This is a genomic window from Burkholderia sp. BCC0397 (genome assembly GCF_902832865.1).
Lineage (GTDB): Bacteria > Pseudomonadota > Gammaproteobacteria > Burkholderiales > Burkholderiaceae > Burkholderia.
The window spans coordinates 313561-334049 of the sequence record NZ_CADFDL010000002.1; the positions used below are offsets into that span (position 1 = coordinate 313561).

At 68.5% G+C, this 20489-nt stretch carries 18 protein-coding genes and 1 pseudogene; 9 read left to right on the top strand and 10 right to left on the bottom strand.

Annotation, left to right across the window (positions count from 1 at the left end; all coding sequences use genetic code 11):
• Nucleotides 1-151 precede the first annotated feature (151 nt).
• The gene (locus HWX03_RS06545; RefSeq protein WP_175870734.1) at nt 152-1063 is read left to right on the top strand and encodes a LysR substrate-binding domain-containing protein; all 912 of its coding nucleotides are present in this window, start codon (nt 152-154) and stop codon (nt 1061-1063) included.
• Between the two features lie 236 nt (nt 1064-1299).
• On the opposite strand, the gene HWX03_RS06550 is transcribed toward HWX03_RS06545, so the two are convergent.
• Nucleotides 1300-1716: an SRPBCC family protein gene (locus HWX03_RS06550; RefSeq protein WP_175870735.1), complete on the bottom strand. Its 417-nt coding sequence runs from the start codon at nt 1714-1716 to the stop codon at nt 1300-1302.
• An 11-nt stretch (nt 1717-1727) separates the two neighbouring features.
• Nucleotides 1728-2753, bottom strand: a complete 1026-nt coding sequence (locus HWX03_RS06555; protein WP_175820887.1) for an aldo/keto reductase — start codon at nt 2751-2753, stop codon at nt 1728-1730.
• A 331-nt stretch (nt 2754-3084) separates the two neighbouring features.
• Between HWX03_RS06555 and HWX03_RS06560 the strand changes: the two genes are divergently transcribed.
• The 4 genes from HWX03_RS06560 to HWX03_RS06575 all read left to right on the top strand — a co-directional run bounded on the left by HWX03_RS06560 (nt 3085) and on the right by HWX03_RS06575 (nt 9502).
• The gene (locus HWX03_RS06560) at nt 3085-3429 is read left to right on the top strand and encodes a DUF4148 domain-containing protein (RefSeq protein WP_175870736.1); all 345 of its coding nucleotides are present in this window, start codon (nt 3085-3087) and stop codon (nt 3427-3429) included.
• A 312-nt stretch (nt 3430-3741) separates the two neighbouring features.
• Complete coding sequence (locus HWX03_RS06565; RefSeq protein WP_244132594.1) at nt 3742-4923, top strand: efflux RND transporter periplasmic adaptor subunit; 1182 nt, start codon at nt 3742-3744, stop codon at nt 4921-4923.
• Nucleotides 4920-8111, top strand: coding sequence for a multidrug efflux RND transporter permease subunit (locus tag HWX03_RS06570; protein ID WP_175870738.1), 3192 nt, complete (start codon nt 4920-4922; stop codon nt 8109-8111). Before HWX03_RS06565 ends, HWX03_RS06570 begins: the two co-directional genes overlap by 4 nt.
• Nucleotides 8108-9502 carry an efflux transporter outer membrane subunit gene (locus HWX03_RS06575; protein ID WP_175870739.1) on the top strand — a complete coding sequence of 465 codons (1395 nt, stop codon included), beginning with the start codon at nt 8108-8110 and terminating at the stop codon, nt 9500-9502. The genes HWX03_RS06570 and HWX03_RS06575 overlap by 4 nt, the downstream gene beginning before the upstream one ends.
• Nucleotides 9503-9604: 102 nt before the next feature.
• On the opposite strand, the gene HWX03_RS06580 is transcribed toward HWX03_RS06575, so the two are convergent.
• From HWX03_RS06580 to HWX03_RS06605, 6 genes are all read right to left on the bottom strand, one after another.
• A complete protein-coding gene (locus HWX03_RS06580; protein ID WP_175870740.1) occupies nt 9605-10507 on the bottom strand; it encodes a LysR substrate-binding domain-containing protein in 903 nt (300 codons plus the stop codon).
• A gap of 79 nt (nt 10508-10586) precedes the next feature.
• Entirely contained in the window at nt 10587-10781 is a 195-nt protein-coding gene (locus tag HWX03_RS06585; protein ID WP_175870534.1) for a hypothetical protein, read from the bottom strand.
• Entirely contained in the window at nt 10718-11629 is a 912-nt protein-coding gene (locus HWX03_RS06590) for an NAD-dependent epimerase/dehydratase family protein (RefSeq protein WP_175870741.1), read from the bottom strand. The genes HWX03_RS06585 and HWX03_RS06590 overlap by 64 nt, the downstream gene beginning before the upstream one ends.
• A gap of 139 nt (nt 11630-11768) precedes the next feature.
• Nucleotides 11769-12431 (bottom strand): ankyrin repeat domain-containing protein, encoded by a 663-nt coding sequence (locus tag HWX03_RS06595; protein ID WP_175870742.1) that lies wholly within the window; start codon nt 12429-12431, stop codon nt 11769-11771.
• Nucleotides 12432-12522: 91 nt separating this feature from the next.
• Entirely contained in the window at nt 12523-13692 is a 1170-nt protein-coding gene (gene ampC, locus HWX03_RS06600; RefSeq protein ID WP_175870743.1) for a class C beta-lactamase, read from the bottom strand.
• A 233-nt stretch (nt 13693-13925) separates the two neighbouring features.
• Nucleotides 13926-14213 (bottom strand): hypothetical protein, encoded by a 288-nt coding sequence (locus tag HWX03_RS06605; protein ID WP_175870744.1) that lies wholly within the window; start codon nt 14211-14213, stop codon nt 13926-13928.
• Between the two features lie 88 nt (nt 14214-14301).
• On the opposite strand from HWX03_RS06605, the gene HWX03_RS06610 reads away from it, so the two are divergent.
• Genes HWX03_RS06610 through HWX03_RS06620 form a run of 3 tightly spaced genes read left to right on the top strand, consistent with a single transcriptional unit; the run spans nt 14302 to nt 18388 of the window.
• The gene (locus HWX03_RS06610; RefSeq protein ID WP_175870745.1) at nt 14302-15609 is read left to right on the top strand and encodes a hypothetical protein; all 1308 of its coding nucleotides are present in this window, start codon (nt 14302-14304) and stop codon (nt 15607-15609) included.
• A complete protein-coding gene (locus HWX03_RS06615; RefSeq protein ID WP_175820876.1) occupies nt 15603-16385 on the top strand; it encodes a DUF1266 domain-containing protein in 783 nt (260 codons plus the stop codon). The genes HWX03_RS06610 and HWX03_RS06615 overlap by 7 nt, the downstream gene beginning before the upstream one ends.
• Nucleotides 16386-16399: 14 nt before the next feature.
• Nucleotides 16400-18388, top strand: coding sequence for a DUF4034 domain-containing protein (locus HWX03_RS06620; RefSeq protein ID WP_244132596.1), 1989 nt, complete (start codon nt 16400-16402; stop codon nt 18386-18388).
• A gap of 46 nt (nt 18389-18434) precedes the next feature.
• Here the strand turns inward: HWX03_RS06620 and HWX03_RS06625 are convergent.
• Both HWX03_RS06625 and HWX03_RS06630 read right to left on the bottom strand, forming a co-directional pair.
• Nucleotides 18435-19245, bottom strand: a pseudogene (locus HWX03_RS06625) (alpha/beta hydrolase).
• 72 nt (nt 19246-19317) lie between these two features.
• Entirely contained in the window at nt 19318-19812 is a 495-nt protein-coding gene (locus HWX03_RS06630; protein WP_175870747.1) for a hypothetical protein, read from the bottom strand.
• Between the two features lie 150 nt (nt 19813-19962).
• Between HWX03_RS06630 and HWX03_RS06635 the strand changes: the two genes are divergently transcribed.
• Nucleotides 19963-20352, top strand: a complete 390-nt coding sequence (locus HWX03_RS06635) for a hypothetical protein (protein WP_175870535.1) — start codon at nt 19963-19965, stop codon at nt 20350-20352.
• The last annotated feature ends 137 nt before the right edge of the window (nt 20353-20489 follow it).

The following is a 20489-nucleotide window of genomic DNA, read 5'->3' on the forward strand; positions in this document are numbered from 1 at the left end:
TTCGCGCGACCATGTGCGAAGCTCCGCGCTTTTCTCCGGCGGCAGACGTCTTCGCCGACTGTCGGTGGCAGGAAAGTGAATCCCGCCCGGGTTGCACGGACAAGTCCTTTCAGGACATAATCCGTCAATCTTGAGTCTGATAAGGTCTGACATGCTCGACATCCGCCAGCTTCAGTACTTCATCGCGGTCGCGGAAGAGGAACACGTCGGCCGCGCCGCCGAGCGCCTGCATATTTCGCAATCGCCGCTCAGCCGCCAGATCGCGCAGCTCGAGGAAAAGCTCGGCCTCACGCTGTTCGAACGCAGCCAGCAGCGCATTCGCCTGACGCGCGACGGGCGCACGTTTCTCAGCGAAACGCACGCGTTCCTGCGCCACGCGAACCGGCTCGAATCGCTCGCGCGCCGGCTCGGTCGCGGCGACGAAGGCGGCCTCTGCATCGGCTACCTCGAAACGGCCACGCACTCGGGCGTGCTGCCGCGCGCGCTGAAAACACTGCGCGCCGAGCGCCCGTCCGTTCATATCGCTTTGTATAACTATCAATCGGCCGCGCAGCTCGAAGGCTTGCGCGAGCGCAGCCTCGACATCGCGCTCGTCACCGAGCCGCCGGCGCCGGACGATCCCGAACTCGATTCGACGAAAGTGCTGGACGATCCGATGCTGCTCGCGATGCCCGACGAGCATCCGCTCGCGAAGAAAAAGACCCTCGTCGCCGACGATCTCGCCGCGCAGGCGTGGATCGGCGTCACGCAGCAGGACAGCGCGCCGCGTCACGGCGCATTCGTCGCGGCCTGCGCGAAGGCCGGCTTTTCGCCGGACATTTCGGTGGAAGCGACCGAGCCGCTCGCCGCGCTCGGCCTCGTCGCCGCCGGGCTCGGCGTGACGATGATCCAGCAGAGCCTGCGACAGCAGGTGCCGGAAGGCGTCGTGCTGCGCGAGCTGCCGTGGTTCAGCTACCGCACGCCGCTGTGGGCCGCGTGGCACAAGGTCAACCTGCGGCCGCTGGTCGGCATCTTCCGCGAGATCCTGACCGGCGAGGACGTCGTCGCGACCGTCGAAAAATAAATCCATGAAAACGCGGCACGCCATTGCATCGCGATACCTAACGCATCGGTCGCGCGCGCACCGGCCGCGCACCAGAACTTCGCAGCCCTGATCTTCTTCACACAGCACGCGATCTTGATCGACGGACCGCACGGAAGCATCAGCGCGCTTTTCGCCGCGGGCCGGAATCCGCGACGAAAGCGCTGACGGCGCCCGATATCGCCAGGCGCCTGCTCACACGATGCAGCGTGCCGCCGTCAGGCCGCCGCGAAGCGCTTCGCCAGTTCCGCGAGGCCGTCTGCGTAGATGCCGCGGAACAGCCGGACGGCTTCCTCGGCGGTCACGCCGTGCGGCGTGACCGTGCCCGACCATTCGACCGTCGACGCGTTCGGGCCGTGCTCGCGTACGCGCAGCGTGGAGCGATAGTTCACGACCGGGAACGGCGCCTCGAGGATCGCATACGTATAGCTGCGTTCCGCTTCGTCGAACGCGACCAGCCGCTCGACGATCGCGTCGCCCGCCGGATTCGCGAGACGCCGCACGCGCCCGCCTTCGCTCAGCGCGCTGGCGGGAATGTACGACAGCCAGTCGGGCAGCGACCCGAAGCCGCCGATCAGTTGCCAGACCGTATCGGCCGAAGCCGCGAGCTCGATACCTGCATGGGCCTGCGCCATGTCGTCACCCTTCAGGACCGACGATCGGTCGGCAGCGGCGCATTGGCCGCAATCAGACCTTGTTCGCGCATCTCGCGCCAGAAGTCGGCCGGAATCGCCACGTTCAGCGCCGCCTGATCTTCCGCGATCCGCTCCGGACGGCTCGCGCCCGGAATCACCGCGACGGTGGCCGGATGCGACATCGAGAACTGCAGCGCGGCGGCCTTGATCGGCACGTCGTAGCGCGCGGCGATCGCCTTGATGCGGTCGACCTTCGCGAGGATTTCCGGCGAAGCCTTCTGGTATTCGAAGTGCGTCCCGCCCGCGAGCACGCCCGAGCTGTACGGGCCGCCGACGACGATCCCGACGTTCTGCGCGGCCGCCGCCGGCATCACGCGTTGCAGCGCGCGCTCATGGTCGAGCAGCGTGTAGCGGCCGGCCAGCAGCATGCCGTCCGGTTGCGGCTCGGCGAGGTCGAGCACCAGTTCGATCGGCTCCACGCGGTTCACGCCGAGGCCCCATGCGTTGATCACGCCTTCTTCGCGCAGCTTGCCCAGCACGCGGAACGCGCCCTTGCGCGCCACTTCGAATTGCGCGAGCCATTCGTCGCCGTAGAAGTCCTGCGCGATGTCGTGCACCCACACGATATCGAGGCGGTCGGTGCGCAGGCGCTTCAGGCTGTCCTCGATCGAGCGCAGCGTCGCGTCGGCCGAGTAGTCGTTGACGATGCGGTTCGGGCGGCCGTGTTCGAACAGGCCGCCCTTTTCGCCGAGATCACGCGCCGACACGTCTTCGATTTCGTCGAGGATCACGCGGCCGACCTTCGTGCTCAGCACGTATTCGTCGCGCGGATGGTTCGCCAGCGCGTCGCCGAGGCGGATTTCCGCGAGGCCGGCGCCGTAGAACGGGGCCGAGTCGAAATAACGGATGCCGTGTTGCCACGCGGCTTCGACGGTGGCCGCGGCTTCCGCGTCGGGGATGTTGCGGAACATGTTGCCGAGCGGAGCGGTACCGAAACCGAGGATCTTGTTGCCGGGCAACTTGTCTTTGAGGCTCATGATTTTCTCCAAAGAGTGATGGAAAGCGAGTTCAGTCTAGGGAGGCAGGTTAAGTCTGTCCAAGACGGAATTCGACACACTTGAGTCCCGAGAGGTCTGATGGGCCGATTGGCGGCGTGTTTCGATCGGCGGCCCCGGCGTCCGCTCCGGGTGAAACGCCCGGCCGGCAACGCTGCCGACCGAATTCCCGCTCGATTCGTGACTCAGGATCAAAAATGATTTGGTCCCGCAGCCGTTTTTCCCGGGCGCCGCGATACCTATATTGGGTGCACTCGCAACGACATCGACGTGGTCGATGTCGGTTGCGGCTCACTCGACCAGACAGGTACCCATGATGAAAACGCTCGTTTCTTCCACCGTTGCCGCACTGATCCTTTCCGCACCGGCGCTGTCGTTCGCGCAGCCGGCCGACCACCCGCTGACCCGCGCCGAAGTGAAGGCCGAGATGGCCGGCCTCGCGGCGGTCGGCTACACCCCGGCGATGAACCACAACCAGTATCCGGCCGCGATCCTCGCCGCCGAACAGCGCGTGCACGCAAACGCCGTTGCGCAGGCAGCACCGAACGCCGCACCGGTCACCGACAAAACCGGTTACGGCAGCGAAGCCCGCACCACCAGCGAATCCGGCCGCGCGACGGCGGTCAACGGCCGCGACTCGATCTATCGCGGTCATTGAGTCGCGCCGACGCGCGAGCGCGCACGCCGCGCGACACGCGCGAGCGCTCGCCCCTTCTCCTCCGCATTGCCGGCCCGGATCGCCTGAACAGGCATTCGGGCCGCGCGTCGTCGCTGCACTTCCGCTCCTTCGCCCTACTCCGCGAAACCGGCTCGCACGTCGCCGATGCAGGCAGCGATTCGTGACTGCGCAGTACAAGTTCTTATGCCGCTTCATCCGTTTATCCGGCGCGCGCCGCGCACGATACTGCGCACCGTCCGGCGCCACGCGCCCCACTCGACATTTCGCACGCATATGAACCGATATCCAGGATTGAAGCGCATCGCGCGACCGGCCGTGCTGGCCGCCGTTCCGCTGGCCGCGCTCTTCGCGCTGTCCGGCTGCCAGTCGGACGACAAGGCGCCGGCCGCGACGCCGAGCGTGATCGTCAGCGCGCCCGTCGCGCGCGACGTCAACGACGTCGACGTCTACACCGGCCGCTTCGAAGCGGTCGACACCGTCGACGTGCGCCCGCGCGTGAGCGGCTATCTCGACAAGGTCGCGTTCCAGGACGGAGCGATCGTCCGCAAGGGCGACCTGCTGTTCGTCATCGACCCGCGCCCGTACCAGGCGGCCGTCACGGCCGCGCAAGGTGCGCTCGAACGCGCGCAGTCGCAACTGAAGCTGAGCCGGCAGGATTTCGAGCGCGCGAGCATCCTGATCAAGACCGATACGATCGCGCAGAGCCTCTACGACCAGCGCAGGCAGGCCGTGCAAAGCGCGCAGGCCGAAGTGACGAGCGCGCAAGGCGCACTCGAACGCGCGCGGCTCGACCTGTCGTTCACGCGCATCGTCGCGCCGATGTCCGGCCGCATCAGCCGCAAGCTCGTCAGCGAGGGCAATCTCGTGAAAGGCGGCGACAGCGACGCGACCGTGCTGACGACGATCGTGTCGCAGGATCCGATCGACATCTACTTCGACGTCGACGAGGAAAGCTACCTGCGCTATACGCGCGAAGCGCAGAAAAGCGGCGGCAGTGCGTCGTCGCGGCAGGTCGCGATCGCGCTGCCGGGCGATCCGCAGCCGTCGCTGACGGGTACGATGGATTTCGTCGACAACCGCCTCGACGACTCGACCGGCACGCTGCGCCAGCGCGCGCGCGTCGCGAATCCGGACCGGCGCCTGAGCCCCGGCCAGTTCGGCCGCGTGTATCTGTCGAGCCGCGTCGCACACCACGCGCTGCTCGTGCCGGATGCGGCCGTCGCGACGGATGCGACGCGCCGCGTGCTGTACTTCGTCGACGCGAACGGCACCGTCGCGATCCGCCCGGTGACGCCCGGCCGCCTGTACGGCAACCTGCGCGAAATCGACGCGGGGCTGAATGCGGGCGATACCGTGATCGTCGACGGCTTCCAGCGCGTGCAGGCCGGTGACAAGGTCAAGGCCGTGCCGCGCGCGATCGACGCGGCCACGGCGGCCCACGCGGCGAGCGGCACGACCGGGAGCGCGCAATGAACCTCGGCCGCCTCTCCGTCCAGCAGCCGGTGCTCGCGATCGTCCTGTCGATCGTGCTGACGATCGTCGGCGCGCTGGCCTATTTCTCGCTCGCGGTGTCCGAGTATCCGGACATCGCGCCGCCGACCGTCGTGATCCAGGCGACCTATCCGGGCGCCTCCGCGGAAACGGTCTCGCAGACGGTGTCGACGCCGATCGAACTGGAAGTGAACGGCGTGGAAGACATGCTGTACATGTACAGCCAGGCGACGTCGGACGGCAGCCTGAACATCACCGTGACGTTCAAGCCCGGCACCGACGTCGACAAGGCACAGGTGCTCGTGCAGAACCGCGTCGCGCTCGCGACGCCGCGCCTGCCCGAGCCGGTGCAGCGCAGCGGCGTGTCGGTACGCAAGTCGTCGCCGACGCAGCTCGGCACGATCTTCCTGTACTCGCCGGACCAGCGCTACGATCCGCTGTACGTGTCGAACTACGCAGTCCGCAACGTCGCGGACGTGCTGAAGCGGATCGAAGGCGTCGGCGACATCAACACGCTCGGCGCGCGCGAATACTCGATGCGCATCTGGCTCGACCCCGAGCGCGTCGCGTCGTTCGGCCTGAGCCCGGCCGACCTGATCGCCGCGGTACGTTCGCAGAACACGCAGCTCGCGGGCGGCGTGGTCGCGCAGGCGCCGATCACGAACCAGGCGTTCCAGCCGAACCTGATCTTCGAAGGGCGGCTCAAGCACCCCGAGGATTTCAGCGACATCGTCGTCAAGCAGGGCAAGGACGGCAGGCTCGTGCGGCTGAAGGACGTGGCGCGCGTCGAAGTCGGCGCACTCGCGTATGCGACCGACAGCTACATGCTGCGCCATCCGACGATCGCGCTGCAGGTGCTGCAGCAGCCCGGCGCGAACGCGGTCGCGACGATGGATGCGGTCGAGAAGAAGATGGCCGAGCTGGCCCGGGACTTCCCGAAGGGCATCGTCTACAACATCGGCTACAACCCGACCGCGTTCATCGGCGACAGCATCCACGAACTCGTGAAGACGATCTACGAAGCCGTCGTGCTCGTCGTGTTCGTCGTGCTGCTGTTCCTGCAGGGCTGGCGGCCGTCGATCATCCCGATCCTGTCGATTCCGGTGTCGCTCGTCGGCACGTTCGCGGCGATGGCCGTGCTCGGCTATTCGATCAACAACCTGACGCTGTTCGGTCTCGTGCTCGCGGTGGGGATCGTCGTCGACAACGCGATCGTCGTGGTCGAGAACGTCGAGCGGCACCTGTCGGCCGGCGCCGGGCCGCGCGATGCGACGCTGCTGACGATGAAGGAAGTCGGCGGCGCGCTGTTCGCGATCACGCTCGTGCTGTGCGCGGTGTTCGTGCCGACCTCGTTCATTCCCGGCATCTCGGGCCAGTTCTTCCGCCAGTTCGGCGTGACGATCGCCGTGTCGACCGCGATCTCGTTCTTCACGTCGGTGACGCTCGCGCCCGCGCTGTCCGCGATGATGCTGAAAGCGCACGCCGGCGACCATGACGCAGCCGCGCCGGCCTCACGCATGGCCGCGCCGTTCGCGCCGGCGATGCGCGTCGCGCGGCGCTTCTCGAACGCGTTCAACCGCCTGTTCCAGCGCCTGTCCGATGCGTATGGCCGGCTGGTCCGGAAAATCGTCCGGATCATCCCCGCGATGGCCGCACTGTACGTGGTGCTGATCGCCGCGACCGGCTACCTGCTCGTGTCGAGCCCGAAGGGCTTCATTCCCGCGCAGGATCGCGGCTACCTCGTCGTGCTCGTGCGGATGCCCGACGGCGCGACGCTCGAACGCACGAGCGCGGTCGCGCGCAAGATCGAGGACATCGCGCTGTCGGTGCCCGGTGTCGCGCGCGTGCCGGTGTTCTCCGGCGTCAACGCGGCGACCGGTACGAACTCGGCGAACAGCGCCGGCCTGTTCCCGGTGTTCCAGCCCTGGCCGGAACGCAAGGCGCGCGGCCTGACGATCGACACGATCGCCGCCGAGCTGCGCAAGCGGCTCGCGACCATCACCGAAGCGTCGATCGTGGTCGCAATGCCGCCGCCGGTGCAGGGCCTCGGCAGCACGGGCGGCTTCGCGATGCGGCTCGAAGACCGCAACGGCCTCGGCACCGCCGCGCTCGCGAAGGCCACGCAGGATCTCGTCGCGGCCGCCAACCGCACGCCCGGCATGGTCGGCGTCTACACGCCCTACTCCGCGACGAGCCCGCAGGTGCACGTCGAACTCGACCGCGAGAAGGCCGAGATGCTCGGCGTGCCGAGCCAGGCGATCAACGATGCGGTCGAGACGTATTTCGGTTCGACCTATATCAACGACTTCAACATCGTCGGGCGCACCTATCGCGTGACCGCGCAGGCGGACCTGCCGTTCCGCGTCGGCGCGTCGGATCTCGCGCGGCTGAAGGTACGCAACCGCGACGGCGAGATGGTGCCGATCGGCAGCGTGACGCGCATCGACGACACGCTCGGCGTCGATCGCGCACCGCGCTACAACCTGTATCCGGCCACCGAAATCAACGGCGATACCGCGCCGGGCCTCGGCTCGGGCTTCGCGATCAGCACGATGGAAACACTCGCGAAACAGGTGCTGCCGCCCGGCATTTCGTTCGAGTGGACCGATCTGTCGTATCAGCAGACCACGGCCGGCAACACGGGGCTGCTCGTGTTCCCGCTGTGCGTACTGCTCGTCTATCTGGTGCTCGCCGCACAGTACGGCAGCTGGAGCCTGCCCGTATCGATCCTGCTGATCGTGCCGATGTGCCTGCTCGCCGCGTCGCTCGGCGTGCGCGCGCTCGGCCAGGACGTGAACATCCTCACGCAGATCGGCTTCATCGTGCTGGTCGGGCTCGCCGCGAAGAACGCGATCCTGATCGTCGAGGTCGCAAGGCAGTTGGAGGCCGACGGCGCCGAACTCGTCGAGGCCGTCGTCGAGGCATGCGTGCAGCGGCTGCGCCCGATCGTGATGACGTCGCTCGCGTTCATCCTCGGCGTGCTGCCGCTCGTGATCTCCGAAGGCGCGGGCGCGGAAATGCGCCAGGCGGTCGGCGCGGCGGTGTTCTTCGGGATGATCGGCGTGACGTTCTTCGGGCTGCTGTTTACGCCCGTGTTCTATGTGATGGTTCGCCGGCTCGCGATGCGCAAGACCGCTGTCGCGGCCGTCGCGACGGAGGGAGTGCAATGAAGTTCGTTCGACTCGTGGCCGCGCTGTCCGCAGCGGCCGTCCTGACCGCGTGCACGAGCGCGCCGGTCGCCACCGTCGCGCCGCCGCCGCTGGCCGCGACCTACGCGAACGCGGATCTCGCGGCCGGCGGCCCGGCCGCCGACACCGGTGCGTGGTGGCACGCCTTTCACGATCCGATCCTCGACCGGCTGGTCGACACGGCGCTCGCGAACAACCTCGACCTGCAGGCGGCAGTCGCGCGCATCGACGCGTCCCGCGCGGTGCGGATCGGCGCGGCGTCGCAGTGGTTCCCGTCTCTCGACCTGAATGCCGGCGCCAGCCGCCAGCGGCTGTCCGCATCGCAGGCGTTCCCGACCGATACGCCGACGCTCGGCAACGCGTTCGACCTGAATGCGAGCCTCGCCTGGGAAGTCGACATCTTCGGCCGCATCCGCCAGGGTGTGTCGGCGGCCGACGCCGATATAGCATCGGCGCAAAACGATGCGGCGGCCGTGCGGATCGCGACGATCGACGAAACCGTGCGCACCTACGTGACGGTGCGCGGTCTCGAACAGCGGCTCGCGCTGGTCGAGGCCAACGCGTTGAGCCAGCGCAGCACCGAGGAGTCGACACGGCGCCTGTTCGACGCGGGCGTCGTGCCGATAGCCGACGTCGACCGCGCCGCTGCGCAGACGGAAACGACGCTGGCCGAACTGCCCGCGCTGCAACTGCAGCGGCAGGCCGCGATCCACCGGCTGTCGATCATCACCGCGTCGACGCCGCAGGATATCTATGCGCGGCTCGACCCGCCCGCGCCCGAGCCGGTGTGGACCGCCGCCGCACCGGGCATCGGCACGCCGGCCGACCTGCTGCGCCGTCGGCCCGACGTGCGCGCGGCCGAGGCACGCGTCGTCGCGGCCTATGCGCGCATCGGCGTGGCCGAGGCCGACCTGAAGCCGCACCTGCAACTGATCGGCGTGATCGGCGCGGCGATCGACGGTTTCTCGGGCGCGTCGCTCGCGCGTTCGCTCGCGTGGATGGCCGGCGCCGGCGCGAGCGCGCCGCTGTTCGACGGCGGACGGCGCCGCAGCGTCGTCGCGTTGCGTCGTGCGCAGGCCGACCAGGCGCTCGCCGCCTATCGCACGGTGGTGCTGACGGCCGTCGGCGACGTCGAGACATCGGTGGCCGCAACCGCACGAAATCACGGTCGGACCGAGCGCCTCGAGCGCGCGGTGTCGAATGCGCGTGGTGCTTATACGCAGATCAACCGGTCGTGGCGCAGCGGCGAATCGGCGTTCATCGATACGCTGGAAGTGCAGCGTGCGCTGCTCGCGGCCGAGGATTCGCTCGCGCAGGCACGCACCGAGGAAACGCTGAGCCGGGTCAGGCTGATGAGTGCGCTGGGGCAGTAAGCGCGCGGTTCGGGTTCGACCGATGCGCAAAGGGCGGCGGGTTCGATGTCATTCGAACCCGCCGCCCTTTTTACTGCCTGGCCCGTTGCGTGTCGTGCCGGCTCAGTCGATGTCGCCGCCTTCCTTCAACTGCGCGCTCACATAGTCGAGAAAGCTGACGATCCGCAACGACAGCGTCGCATTGCGATAGAACACCGCGTGAATCGGCTGGCGGAACTCGACCGTGTCGTCGACGAGCAGTTCGACGAGGCTGCCATCGCGGCGATGCGCGCCCGTCATGTAGTCGGCGAGGCACGCGATGCCCGCGCCATTGAGCGCGAGGGTCAGCAGCGTCTCGCCGCTCGACGCCTGCAGCGCCGGATGAATGCGGTGCACGCCACCGTCCGCGGTGCGCAGCGGCCAGTGGTTGAGCGTTTCCGGCTGCACGAAACCAAGCAGCGCATGGTTCGCGAGATCGGCGACGCGCGTCGGCACGCCGGCTTTCTCCAAATAGGCCGGGCTCGCAAGAATGCGCAGCCGGCTGCTGCCGAGCCGGCGCGCGTGCAGCGTCGAATCGCGCAGCTCGCCGATCCGGATCGCAACATCGGTACGCTGTTCGAGCAGGTCGATGATCTCGTCACTCGTATGAAGTTCGACCGCGATCGCCGGATACGCTTCGCGGAAGCCCGGCATCATCGGCGCGATCACGTGCTGCATGAACGGCATCGCCGCATTGATCCGCAGCCGCCCGGCCGGCGTCTCGCGCTGGCTGCCGACCTGTTCCTCGGCGAATTCGACCGATGCAATGATCTCGCGCGCATGGTCGAGAAAGCGCTTGCCCTCCTCGGTCACTTCGAGGCGGCGCGTCGTGCGGCGGATCAGCGTGGTGTCGAGCTTTTCCTCGAGGCGCCGCAGGATCCGGCTCATCACCGAGGTCGGCTGGTGCAGCTTGTCCGCCGCCCCCGTCAACGAACCGGTATCGGCGATGGTCACGAACGCGAGCATCTCGTCGAGGGTCGTCTTCATGGTCGGCAGTCGTCAGCGGTGTCGGAAACCGTCACGATAGTGCCGCCGCGCCGGTTTGATAAGCGGGCGGGCGCGCGAATCACAGTTGATTTCGATTCAATAATTCGCGGCGAATATTGTCCGAATCATCGGGCATGAAGCGAGCGACCGGACCTGCAAACCCGCGCGGATCGACGCGCTTTTCATCAGGCAACCCGGTGTGCGCCAGCGTCAGGCCGCAACCGGCATCTCGTGACGAATCCAGTCCAGCATCGCGCCATGCTGCGGTGCCCATCCGAGTTCCTGCCGCGCACGCAGCGCCTTCACGCGGCTGTTCGATGCGAGCGAGAAATGTGCGCGCGCGTGACCGAGCGCCTGCGCGGCATCGGCGACGTCCCATTCGACGACCGACCGCAAACCGAGCCGCGCGGCGAGCGCACGGCCGATTTGCGCGAACGACGCTTCGCCGTTTTCCGCGAAGTAGAACGCACCCGGCGATGCGGCACGGACCGCGCGCAAATAGAGATCGGCGACATCGTCGACGTGCACGTTCGACCAGCGGTTCAGCCCCTTGCCGATCACGCGCACGGCGCCGGCGTCGCGCGCGACGGCCGCGAGCAGCGGCAGTTGCGCGCTGTCGCGGCGCAGGCCGAGGCCGTCGCCGTAGATCATGCTGTTGCAGATCACGGCCGAGCGGATGCCGAGGGTCGCGGCCGACATCACGAGCCGGTCGATCGCGTGGCGCTCGGCCTTCGCGGGGTTGACGATCGGCGTCGTTTCGTCGAACACGATCGCGTCGCCATGCGCGCCTTGCGCATCGTCCGCGATCACGCTGGTGCCGCTCGTATGGAGGAATGTCTTGCCCGACCCGCTCAGCGCCGCGATGATCGTTTCGACGGCCTCGCGGTGATCGCTGCTCGCCGCGTTGACGACGCAGTCCGCGTCGCGCGCAAACGCATGCAGCAGCACCGTGTCGTCGAGCGTGCCGACGACCGGCATGATGCCCGCTGCCGCGAGCTTCGCGGCGTGGCTGCCGTCGCGCGTCAGCCCGGTGACGACGTGCCCGGCCGCGACGAGCCGCGCGGCCACCGAGCCGCCGATATAGCCGGTCGCGCCCGTCACGAATATCCTGATGCCTTTCATCCGCTGCTCCGGAGGCGAGACGAGCCATGCGGCACACGTCTCGCGAAGTGTCGTGCGTCGCAGTATCGACGGCCGGTGCCGTCGGCGGAAGGCGTGAATCACTAAAACAGTTTTGCGCCCGGCGGGATGATCGGCCGTGTCAGACGAAGCCTTCTTCGACCAGCGTGCAGCCGTTCGCCGTGATCTCGTGGCGCTGGCCCGAGCCGCCGACCACTCGGCTCCAGCTCGCGGATACGAGCATCGCGGCATCGCCGTCCGTGCGCAGCGCGTAATCGAATCCGCCGTACATGCCGGGCACCGCGAACCACATGCGGTCGGCCTGCGCGTCGAATTCGAGCAGCGGTTCGAGTTCGGGAAAACGCAGCGCGTCGACCCGCAAGTGCGCGATGCGGCCGACGATCATGGCGTGGAAATGGCGCTGTATGGCGTGCAGCGTGCCGTCGGGCACGAAGCGTCGCGGCTGCGGCGTCAACAGTTCGACCAGATGCCGATGCCCGCGCCGCGCGGCGATATCGACCGCGCGCTCGCGGCGCGCATCGCGCAGCATGCGCCACGCACCGAACCGCAGCAGTTCGGCGACGACCTCCTGCGGCGCGCCGCCATACGCGGCCTGATGCAGCGGCGCGTATAGCGACGTGCCGCCCGGCCGCGTCGCGTTGACGAGCGCAGGCTGTTGCACAAGACGCTCGAGCAGCGTCGCCCATGCGCCGTCGCGCGCCGCGTCGGCCAACGCGTGCCGGCTCGCCCGTTGCGCGTCGTCGAGCACGTCGGCGCCCGTGATTCCGTCCCATGCGATGCTCAATCGGCTCTCCTCCGTCGACCGGTGCCTCGCTCGCCGCGCACCGGATTGCCCGCCCATCATAAGCATTTCGCGACGGGCGGGCGCGGCGACGTTACCGCCCGTCGCCGAGCGACCCGAGGATCCGGTAGGCAACCTTCACGCGGTCCTCGATCGGCACGTTGCCGTTCGCGAGCATCACGATCCCGATCCGTTTCGCGGGAACGAACGCGACATACGTGCTGAAGCCGCCGGTCGAACCCGTCTTGTTGATCCAGGTCGCGGGGTTCGGCGCGAGCGGCGGCCGGATCGCGCCGACCGGCACCGCATCGAACAGCATCTTCGGCGCATTGCCCGCGAGCAGCGTGGGCAATGCGACCGGGTACGAATACTGTTCCCAGATCAGATCCTGCGTCAGCGGCCCCGCGCGGAAATAGCCGGTGTGCGTGCGTTCGATCGCGCGCTGCAGGCGCGGCGCCGTCTCGATCATCCCCATGCCCGCCTGCACGAAGCGCAGCAGGTCGGCCGCCGTGGTCCGCACGCCGTACGCCGGCTGCCACAGCATGCCTTCCGTCATCCGCACCGGCTTGCCGTCCTTCGTGTAGCCCTGCGCATAGTCGGCCATGCGCGCGGCGGGCACGTCGATGTAGGTATGCGTCATCCCGAGCGCGGGAAAGAGCCGCTGCTCCATCAGCGTCGCGAAATCCTGGTGCATCGCCTTCGCGGTGAGCCAGCCGAGCATGCCGATCGCGACGTTCGAATACTTGCGGTGCGTGCCCGGCGCATACTCGGGCCGCCACGCGTCGAGATAGCGGATCAGGCCCGCGTCGTCGCGGATGCTGTCCGGCACCTGCAGCGGCGTCCCGCCGGGCGTGTGGGTGCCGAGCTGGAGCAGCGTCACGGCGCCGAACGGCTTGCCCTGCAGTTCGGGCAGATATTTGGCCGCGGGGTCCGCGAGCGACAGTTCGCCGCCCTCCTGCGCATCCGACGCCAGCGTCGCGGTCAGCGTCTTGCTGACCGAACCGATCTCGAACAGCGTGTCGCCGGTCACCGGCTTGCCGGTTTGCTTCGACATCACGCCGTAGTCGAACACATAGGGCTTGCCGTCGGCGACGATGCCGATCGCCATGCCGGGCACCGCATACTGCTTCATCAGCGGCGCGATCTGGCGGGTGACGGTGTCGTGGAGGTCGTCCTGCGTGACGGCGGCCGCGCGGCCGGCCGTGGCGGTCGCGCATGCGGCGACGAACAGGGTCGCGGCGAAGCGTGTCGCATTGAATCGCATGAGTGCGGTTCCTTTCGATTTCTGATGGTTGCATGGACAACAGATCCGGCCGCGCCGCGCGGAGCGGGCGGCGGCCGGCCTGTCGAAGCAGGACTATCCGCTACCGTCCGGCCGCCAACAATCGACGATATGTTGCGCGAGCCGAAAGAAAAACTTATGAGATACGCGGAATGCCGGACGGGCCGCCGCCATCGTCAGGCCCCTCGCCCGTTTTCCGGGAAAACCTGTCGGTTTTAACAGCATCGAATCCGGCGGCGAATGGCACCGCATCGAAAATCGGCGAAAAAGAGATAAGTCTTGTCAGAACCACGGGCGCCGGCCAGCCGCGCGATTGATTCATCCGCACGGATCGAAGTAGACTCGCGGAAGCCAAAAATAAAACCCATCCTGAGAGAAACGATGAATCGCCCTTTCCCGATCGCCCGCTCCCGCGTCATCGGCTCCCGCACGGTCGCGTGATTTTCACGCGTCGACCGACCTGAACCGGAATACGCGACGTCGCCGCGTTGCTGCGCGCGCACGTTCGCCGTTTCGCCGTTGAGCCAAAAGAACCGCCAGGGTCCCGCGCGCACCGCCCGCGCACGCCCTGCCCGACCGGAGAGTGAGCCCGTGACCGAAACCGTGGCCGCGTCGGCCTATCGGCCGCGCGACGTCGTCAATGCGCCCGACATCAAGGCGGCCATCGCCCGCCGCAGCGCCGAGCGCGGCGATCCGGCCGACATCCTCGCGTGGCTCGGCAACCATTTCTTTCGCTGGGTCGTCGGCGCGTTCGAGCAGGCGCAGCCGCTCGATTCGCTCGCCGATTACCGCGCGCTCGCCGGCACCGACCGGCCGGCGCCCGAATGGCTCGTGCGCCGGTTCCGCGCGCAACCGGCATCCCCGGCATCCCCGGCATCCGGCCCGGCGGCCGATGCGGCGCGACCGCCCGCCGCGGAGCCGGCGCCGCTCTACTTCATCGATCCCGAGCACATGCTGCTGATCGACCGCGAACGCGTGCTGGTCGAATTCCTGCGCTCGCGCGCCGGCACGCGGCTCGCGCAGAAACTGCAACGCATCACCTGCGCGATGGCGCTCGACATGTGGGAACGCGAGCACCAGCGGATGCAGGCGCGCCGCGACAAGGGCTGGGTGCCGAGCAGCGGCCTCGCGCTGCGCGAGGTGCTGCGCACGCCGAACGGGATCGTGTTCGAATTCGTCGGCCAGCACGCGGCGCTGCGCGAGGAACTCGCGTACGAGTCGTACTACATGCAGCACTGTCTCGGCCAGTTCGCGGATCGCCGCCGGCTGCGCGGCGGCTACGGCGAGCAGTACGCACAAGCCGCGCAGGACGGCCGGCTGCGCCTGTTCACGCTGCGCGGCGCGGGCAACCAGCCGCACGTGACGATCAGCCTGCAGGCGAGCGGCGACGGCCTGCGCATCGACCAGATCAAGGGCAAGCAGAATCGTCATCCGGTGCGCCGCTATGCCGACGACGTCCGCCAGTTCCTGCGCGCGCTCGCGCCGCGCGGCGAGCGTCATCCCGATTGCGAGGGCATGGGCCTCGTGTTCGAGCCGGATGCGCCGGGCGCGGCCACCGGCGCGTGGACCTTCGTCACCGACGTGCGCTCGCCCGACCATCTGCTGAGCGTGATGAGCGAGAACTTCCACCTGATCGAGCATTTCGAGCAGCCGCCGGCCGTACTGCAATGGCTGCTGCTGCGCAACGCGCCCTACGCGCTCGGCCAGTTGCGGCAGATCGATCCGGCCGTCGCGGCGGCCGCGCGCCATGCGTTGCCGGCCGATGCGCTGCCGGCCGCGCGCGCACCCGACGCACCGCCGGCCACGGCTGCGTTCGAGATCGAAGGCATCGCGATCGATCCGGCGCTGTGCGCGGCGTTCGCGCTGCCTGCGCCGTCAGACGGGAGCCCTTCATGCTGAAACTGCTGCTCGGCGCGGCCGTGCTGTGGCTCGTGTGGTACGTGTGGCGCTCGTTCCGGGTCGCCGCGCGGATGGTGCGCGAGGTCGACGCCGACCAGGCCGCGGGCGGCGACAGCGCGGTGCCGGTACGGCAAACCGCGGCCGTCAGGTTCGCGCATGCGCAGGCCGAGCAGGCGCCGCCGAACCGCCGCCGCTGGGCGCTCGCGCTGGCCGACATCCTGCTGATCCGCAACGGGCTGCGCTGCGATTGCGACGACCTCGTCCATGCGCTGCCCGATTCGCAGCGCGAACAGCTCGCGCGCCAGCTGCGGCGCGAACTCGACCTGCCGGCCGACCTGCCCGAGTGGCAAATCGTGCAGCGCGTGCCGCCGATCCTCGCGGGCTGGATCCGCGGCGTCGGCCGCTCGCACGACGGCTTCTACGAACAACTCGCGGCCGTCGGGCGCGTGCGCGACGCACTCGCGTTCGATTGCGCGCGCACCGCGTTTCTGGTGCGCTGCATCGCGCTGCTCGGCTGGACGTCCGAACAGCACGCGTGGGTCGTGCTGCTGCTCAACGCACAGCGCGCGCAGGACAGCTTCGACAGCTGGGAAGACTTCGGGCTCGCGTATGCGCGGGCGCGCCAGCAGTGGCTGCGCGGCAGCGGCCAGGATGGCCCCGCGTCGTCGCGCGCCACGCAGGAAGTGCGCGAGTACCTGCGCAATCCGTCCGGAAACTGGCTTTCGCTGCCGTGGAAGCGCTACCGCATCTTCGATCCCCAACCCGTTTCGTCATGACCGCCGATACCGACATGTCCTCCGCTTGCGCCGACCTGATTCCGCCCGCGAAACCCCGCTGGTTCATTTGCGACGTCGACGCGCTGCTGCGCGCAGGCGAGTTCGCCGCGCTCGACGCGCAACTCGATGCCGCGCTCGCCGCCAGCTTCGCCGATCGCACCGCCGAAGCGCGGTACGTCGACGCGCTGCCGGCCGACGTGCAGCCATGCATCGACGCCGGCGCCGAAGGCCTCGCGCGCCTGCGCGCGTGGCAGGCCGCGAACCCGCGCTCCGCGCATGCGTGGCTGTGCGAAGCGCATTACTGGCACCACTGGGCCTACGAGTACCGCGGCAGCGGCTGGGCCGAAACGGTAACCGAAGCCGGCTGGATCGGCGCACATGCGTGCGCGACCCTGACGCTCGTCGCCGCGCTGCGCGCGCTGGTGCTCGCGCCGACGATGTGGAGCGCGCCGATGGCGATCTTCACGAGCGTGTCGTCGTTCGGCGAACCCGAGTGGCTCACGCAGCTCGTGCGCGAGCGCCGCTGGCCCGTCACCGAACTGCACCTGAACGCCGGCGCCGAAGACGAAGCCACGCGCGCCGAACTGCGGCAGATGTTCGCGCGTTCCGGACTGAATCCCGACGTGGCGGTCGCCTGCCCGCCGGAATTCCCGGACGCGCTGCCCGGCCCGGTCCAGGGCAAGAAGCTGCGCAAGGAGAAGTGGTACTGGATGGAAGCGACGCTGCACATCCACCCGACACAGTTCTTCCCGATGCGCACGTTCATCTGGTACATGCAGCCGCGCTGGGGCGGCTCGCACGATCACATCCGCGCATTCGTCGCGTCCGACGCGTGCGCGCACCTCGATGCGGTCGAGAAGGACCGGTTGCTGCACGAGATCTGGCGCGACGACTACGCCGGCAACACGCTCGATGCGGACGACGACGACGACGACGCGCGCCACGCGATCACCGTGACGCTCGCGCGCGCGAAGGCCGCGCTGCATCCGTATCACCGCTGGGAGACGCTGCGCTGGCTCGCGCACAGCCATTACATGCGCAAGGACTACGAAAAAGCGTACGCCCGCCTGCAGGAAGCGGAACGCGACCAGCCGATCGACAACAACCAGGCGATGGCGATCGGCGTGCGACTGGCGCTCAGCCTCGATCCGCACGGCGACTGGCTGACCGGCGCGATCCAGCGCGCGTCGGATGCGCGCGCGTGCACGTCGGCGCTGATCCTGCGCGGCTACGGACACCGCACCGGCACGTTCGGCTTCGCGCAGGACGACGCACGCGGCGATGCGTGGCTCGAGGCGGCGCGCGTGAACGAGCCCGGCTCGCTCGCATGGAACCAGATCGCCACCGCGCTGGAGTACGAAAACCGGCGCCCCGCCGATGCCGTCGCCATCTGCAAGCTTGGCTACGAGGCGGGCGGCGATTCGTGCGATTATCTGCTCGGCTGCTTCTACAACGAAGGCATGCATGTCGAGCGCGACCCGTACCGCGCCGCCCACTACTTCCGCGAATCGATGGACGCCGGCGGCAACATGGCCGCGTACCGGCTCGGCTACGCGTACCACCACATCGGGCAGACCAGCACGGACCGGGCCGAACGCGCGCGCATGCAGGTCGAGGCCGTCGAGGTCGCGCGCAAGGCGCACGAGATGGGGCATACGGACGGCCTCGATTGCATGCTGATGTTCATCGGCGACATCGACGATCATGCGTCGCGCCATCGCTATGTCGACGAACTGCGCCGGCACGCCGAAGCCGGCCATCCCACCGCGATGGCGTCGCTGTCGTTCTTCCTTGCCGACCTCAACGACAAGTCGCTGTACGACTATCGCGAAAGCGTGCGCTGGATCATGGGGGCGCAGGCCATCGCGCCGGACGACGAGTACGTGCGCACCATCACGCGTGTCAGCCACGAGGACGGCATGCTCGGGAAGCTGCGCTACAAGCTGCAGCGCAAGCAGATCAAGGCGCACGAGATTCCCGGCGCCGACAACGCGATGGTCTGAACCCGGGCCGACGCACGCGCCCGCTCGCCGGCGGGCCGTGCGTGCCTCACCCCGGCAGCCGGTCGAGAAACGCCAGCATCGCCGCGTTGAACCGCGCGGGCCGCTGCAGCGGCGCGAAATGGCTCACGCCGGGCAGGATCGTCAGCGTCGCGCCCGGGATCGTCCGCGCGAGGTACGCCGCATGCTCGGGCCGGATGAATTCGTCGTGCTCGCCCTGCACGATCGCAACCGGCACGGCGATCGCCGCGAGATCCTGCGCGGTGTAATCCGGTTGCGTGCGCATCATTTCGCTGACGGCCGCGACGAACGCATCGAACTGGTCCGGTGTCGCGGACAGTTGCGCATAGTCCTTGCGATGCCGCGCGAAACAGCGGTCGATCAGCGGGCTTGGCACCATCTCCTTCGTGCCGCCCGGATCCATGTTGCATGCGAAGAAGAACACGCCGGCCGCGCGTTCCGGCGCGCGCGGCCAGCACGAGCGCGATGCATGCGCCGTCGCTCCAGCCGACGAAGCGTGCGCGGTCGACCTGCAGCGCGTCGAGGACGGCCAGCACGTCCGATGCCATGCGTTCGTATGAATAGGGTCGGTCGTCGCGCGTGCTGCGGCCGTGGCCGCGGCTATCGATCACGATCGCGCGGTAGCCGGCCGCGAGCAGCGCCGGCACCTGGTTGCCCCAGTTGCCGCCGTGGCCGAGGCCGCCGTGCAGCAGCACGACCGCCGGCCCCCGGCCGAACGACGCGTGCCAGATGCGCGCGTCGTCGTGGTCGAGCCATCCTTCGGCATCGGCTGCCGGCAGCGGCGTGCCGCCGTGCGCGTCGAAGCGAACGAGTTCGTCGTCGTCGAGTTCCGCATTCATCGTTCAGCCGTCCTTGAGAGGGAGACGAGCTTGCGATTGTAATGCGTGCGGCCGACGTGCTGCCGAGGCCGCTCAGGCCTGCGTCGACACCAGCCCGCCCGACGGCGAGCCGCCGGATTTTTCGAGCGCCGCGGCGAGTTGCGAGATTGCCGTCGCGAGCGCCGCCGAGATCGCGCTGGCTTCCGCACTCAGCGACTGCTGTTCGACGGCCGCGGCCGGGTCGTCCTTTGCGCGCTGGGCCGCGGTGGCCATCTGCCGCTCCAAGGTCGCGAGCTGCTTCTGCAGCCGTTCGATCAGCGCCTTCAACTGGGCGACCGCCGGGTCTTCCGACGATGCGCCCGCTGCGCCGGGCGTTGCGCCGGCGGCGCCGGTCGAATCCTTCGTGGCGGTGGTGCCAGTGGTGCCAGTGGCGCTGGCCGTGCCGGTCGCACCCGTGGCGCCGGCCGTGCCCGTCGTGCTCGCGGCATCCGTCGCGCCGCCGGTGGACGACGTCGTGGCGGGCGGGTTCGCGGTCACGCCGCTGTCCGCGAGCGGGGATCGCGCGGTCGTGGAGAAATCGATCTGCATCGTGTCGGTCCGTGTGTCGGTAAACGAAGTGACAGGGCGAAAGCGCCTTTCAACCGTTTACGGCATTCGTCACACGAAACTTGAATATCGGGGTCGGGTGGATTGCCGCGCGATGACCGCAATTGATCGCGAAAGGGCCAGATTGGCGGCATGACGGCGCTGGTAAAATCGCCGCTTCGCCGGCTGGATGCGCATGTCGGATGCCTGTTCCAGGCCCGATCGCGTGATGCCGCCGGCTTCGACTCCCGGCCTTTCGAGGCGCGGCATGCAACGTGTGCCGACGACGCCATCGCGGCTTCCCGGGTCGCCTGTTCGGTTCGCCTGCGTGCGTGGCCCCGCTCACCGCTCGAGCGGCGAACGCCGCGCGGCACGCATTCACTTCGTTACGCATTCGAGGAACACACGATGGCCCGCATCGGCGCCTTCTGCATCACGACGTGGCTCGCCGCCGCGATTCTCTACTTCGGTCAGCACTCCGTCGCGATGATCGTGCTCAGCGGTGTCGTGGTATTCGGCGGGTTCGATCTGCTGCGTCCGTAACTGCGCGGCCATGCCGCCCGGTACGGCCGTACCGGGCGCCTCTTTCCGCACGCATCCTCGTGTGCGCGTCGCCGGCTCGCTTGCCCCTTCAGCCGTCGAACCGCTCACGGCCGAACGGTCCGCCTACGTTCCGTCGC

Coding starts and splice junctions, on each gene's coding strand:
- HWX03_RS06545 (WP_175870734.1), top strand. CDS start 152: ATGCTCGACATCCGCCAGCTTCAGTACTTCATCGCGGTCGCGGAAGAG.
- HWX03_RS06615 (WP_175820876.1), top strand. CDS start 15,603: ATGCTGAAACTGCTGCTCGGCGCGGCCGTGCTGTGGCTCGTGTGGTAC.
- HWX03_RS06555 (WP_175820887.1), bottom strand. CDS start 2,753: ATGAGCCTCAAAGACAAGTTGCCCGGCAACAAGATCCTCGGTTTCGGT.
- ampC (WP_175870743.1), bottom strand. CDS start 13,692: ATGCGATTCAATGCGACACGCTTCGCCGCGACCCTGTTCGTCGCCGCA.
- HWX03_RS06580 (WP_175870740.1), bottom strand. CDS start 10,507: ATGAAGACGACCCTCGACGAGATGCTCGCGTTCGTGACCATCGCCGAT.
- HWX03_RS06630 (WP_175870747.1), bottom strand. CDS start 19,812: ATGCAGATCGATTTCTCCACGACCGCGCGATCCCCGCTCGCGGACAGC.
- HWX03_RS06575 (WP_175870739.1), top strand. CDS start 8,108: ATGAAGTTCGTTCGACTCGTGGCCGCGCTGTCCGCAGCGGCCGTCCTG.
- HWX03_RS06550 (WP_175870735.1), bottom strand. CDS start 1,716: ATGGCGCAGGCCCATGCAGGTATCGAGCTCGCGGCTTCGGCCGATACG.
- HWX03_RS06635 (WP_175870535.1), top strand. CDS start 19,963: ATGACGGCGCTGGTAAAATCGCCGCTTCGCCGGCTGGATGCGCATGTC.
- HWX03_RS06570 (WP_175870738.1), top strand. CDS start 4,920: ATGAACCTCGGCCGCCTCTCCGTCCAGCAGCCGGTGCTCGCGATCGTC.
- HWX03_RS06590 (WP_175870741.1), bottom strand. CDS start 11,629: ATGAAAGGCATCAGGATATTCGTGACGGGCGCGACCGGCTATATCGGC.
- HWX03_RS06560 (WP_175870736.1), top strand. CDS start 3,085: ATGATGAAAACGCTCGTTTCTTCCACCGTTGCCGCACTGATCCTTTCC.
- HWX03_RS06585 (WP_175870534.1), bottom strand. CDS start 10,781: ATGGGCACCGCAGCATGGCGCGATGCTGGACTGGATTCGTCACGAGAT.
- HWX03_RS06620 (WP_244132596.1), top strand. CDS start 16,400: ATGTCCTCCGCTTGCGCCGACCTGATTCCGCCCGCGAAACCCCGCTGG.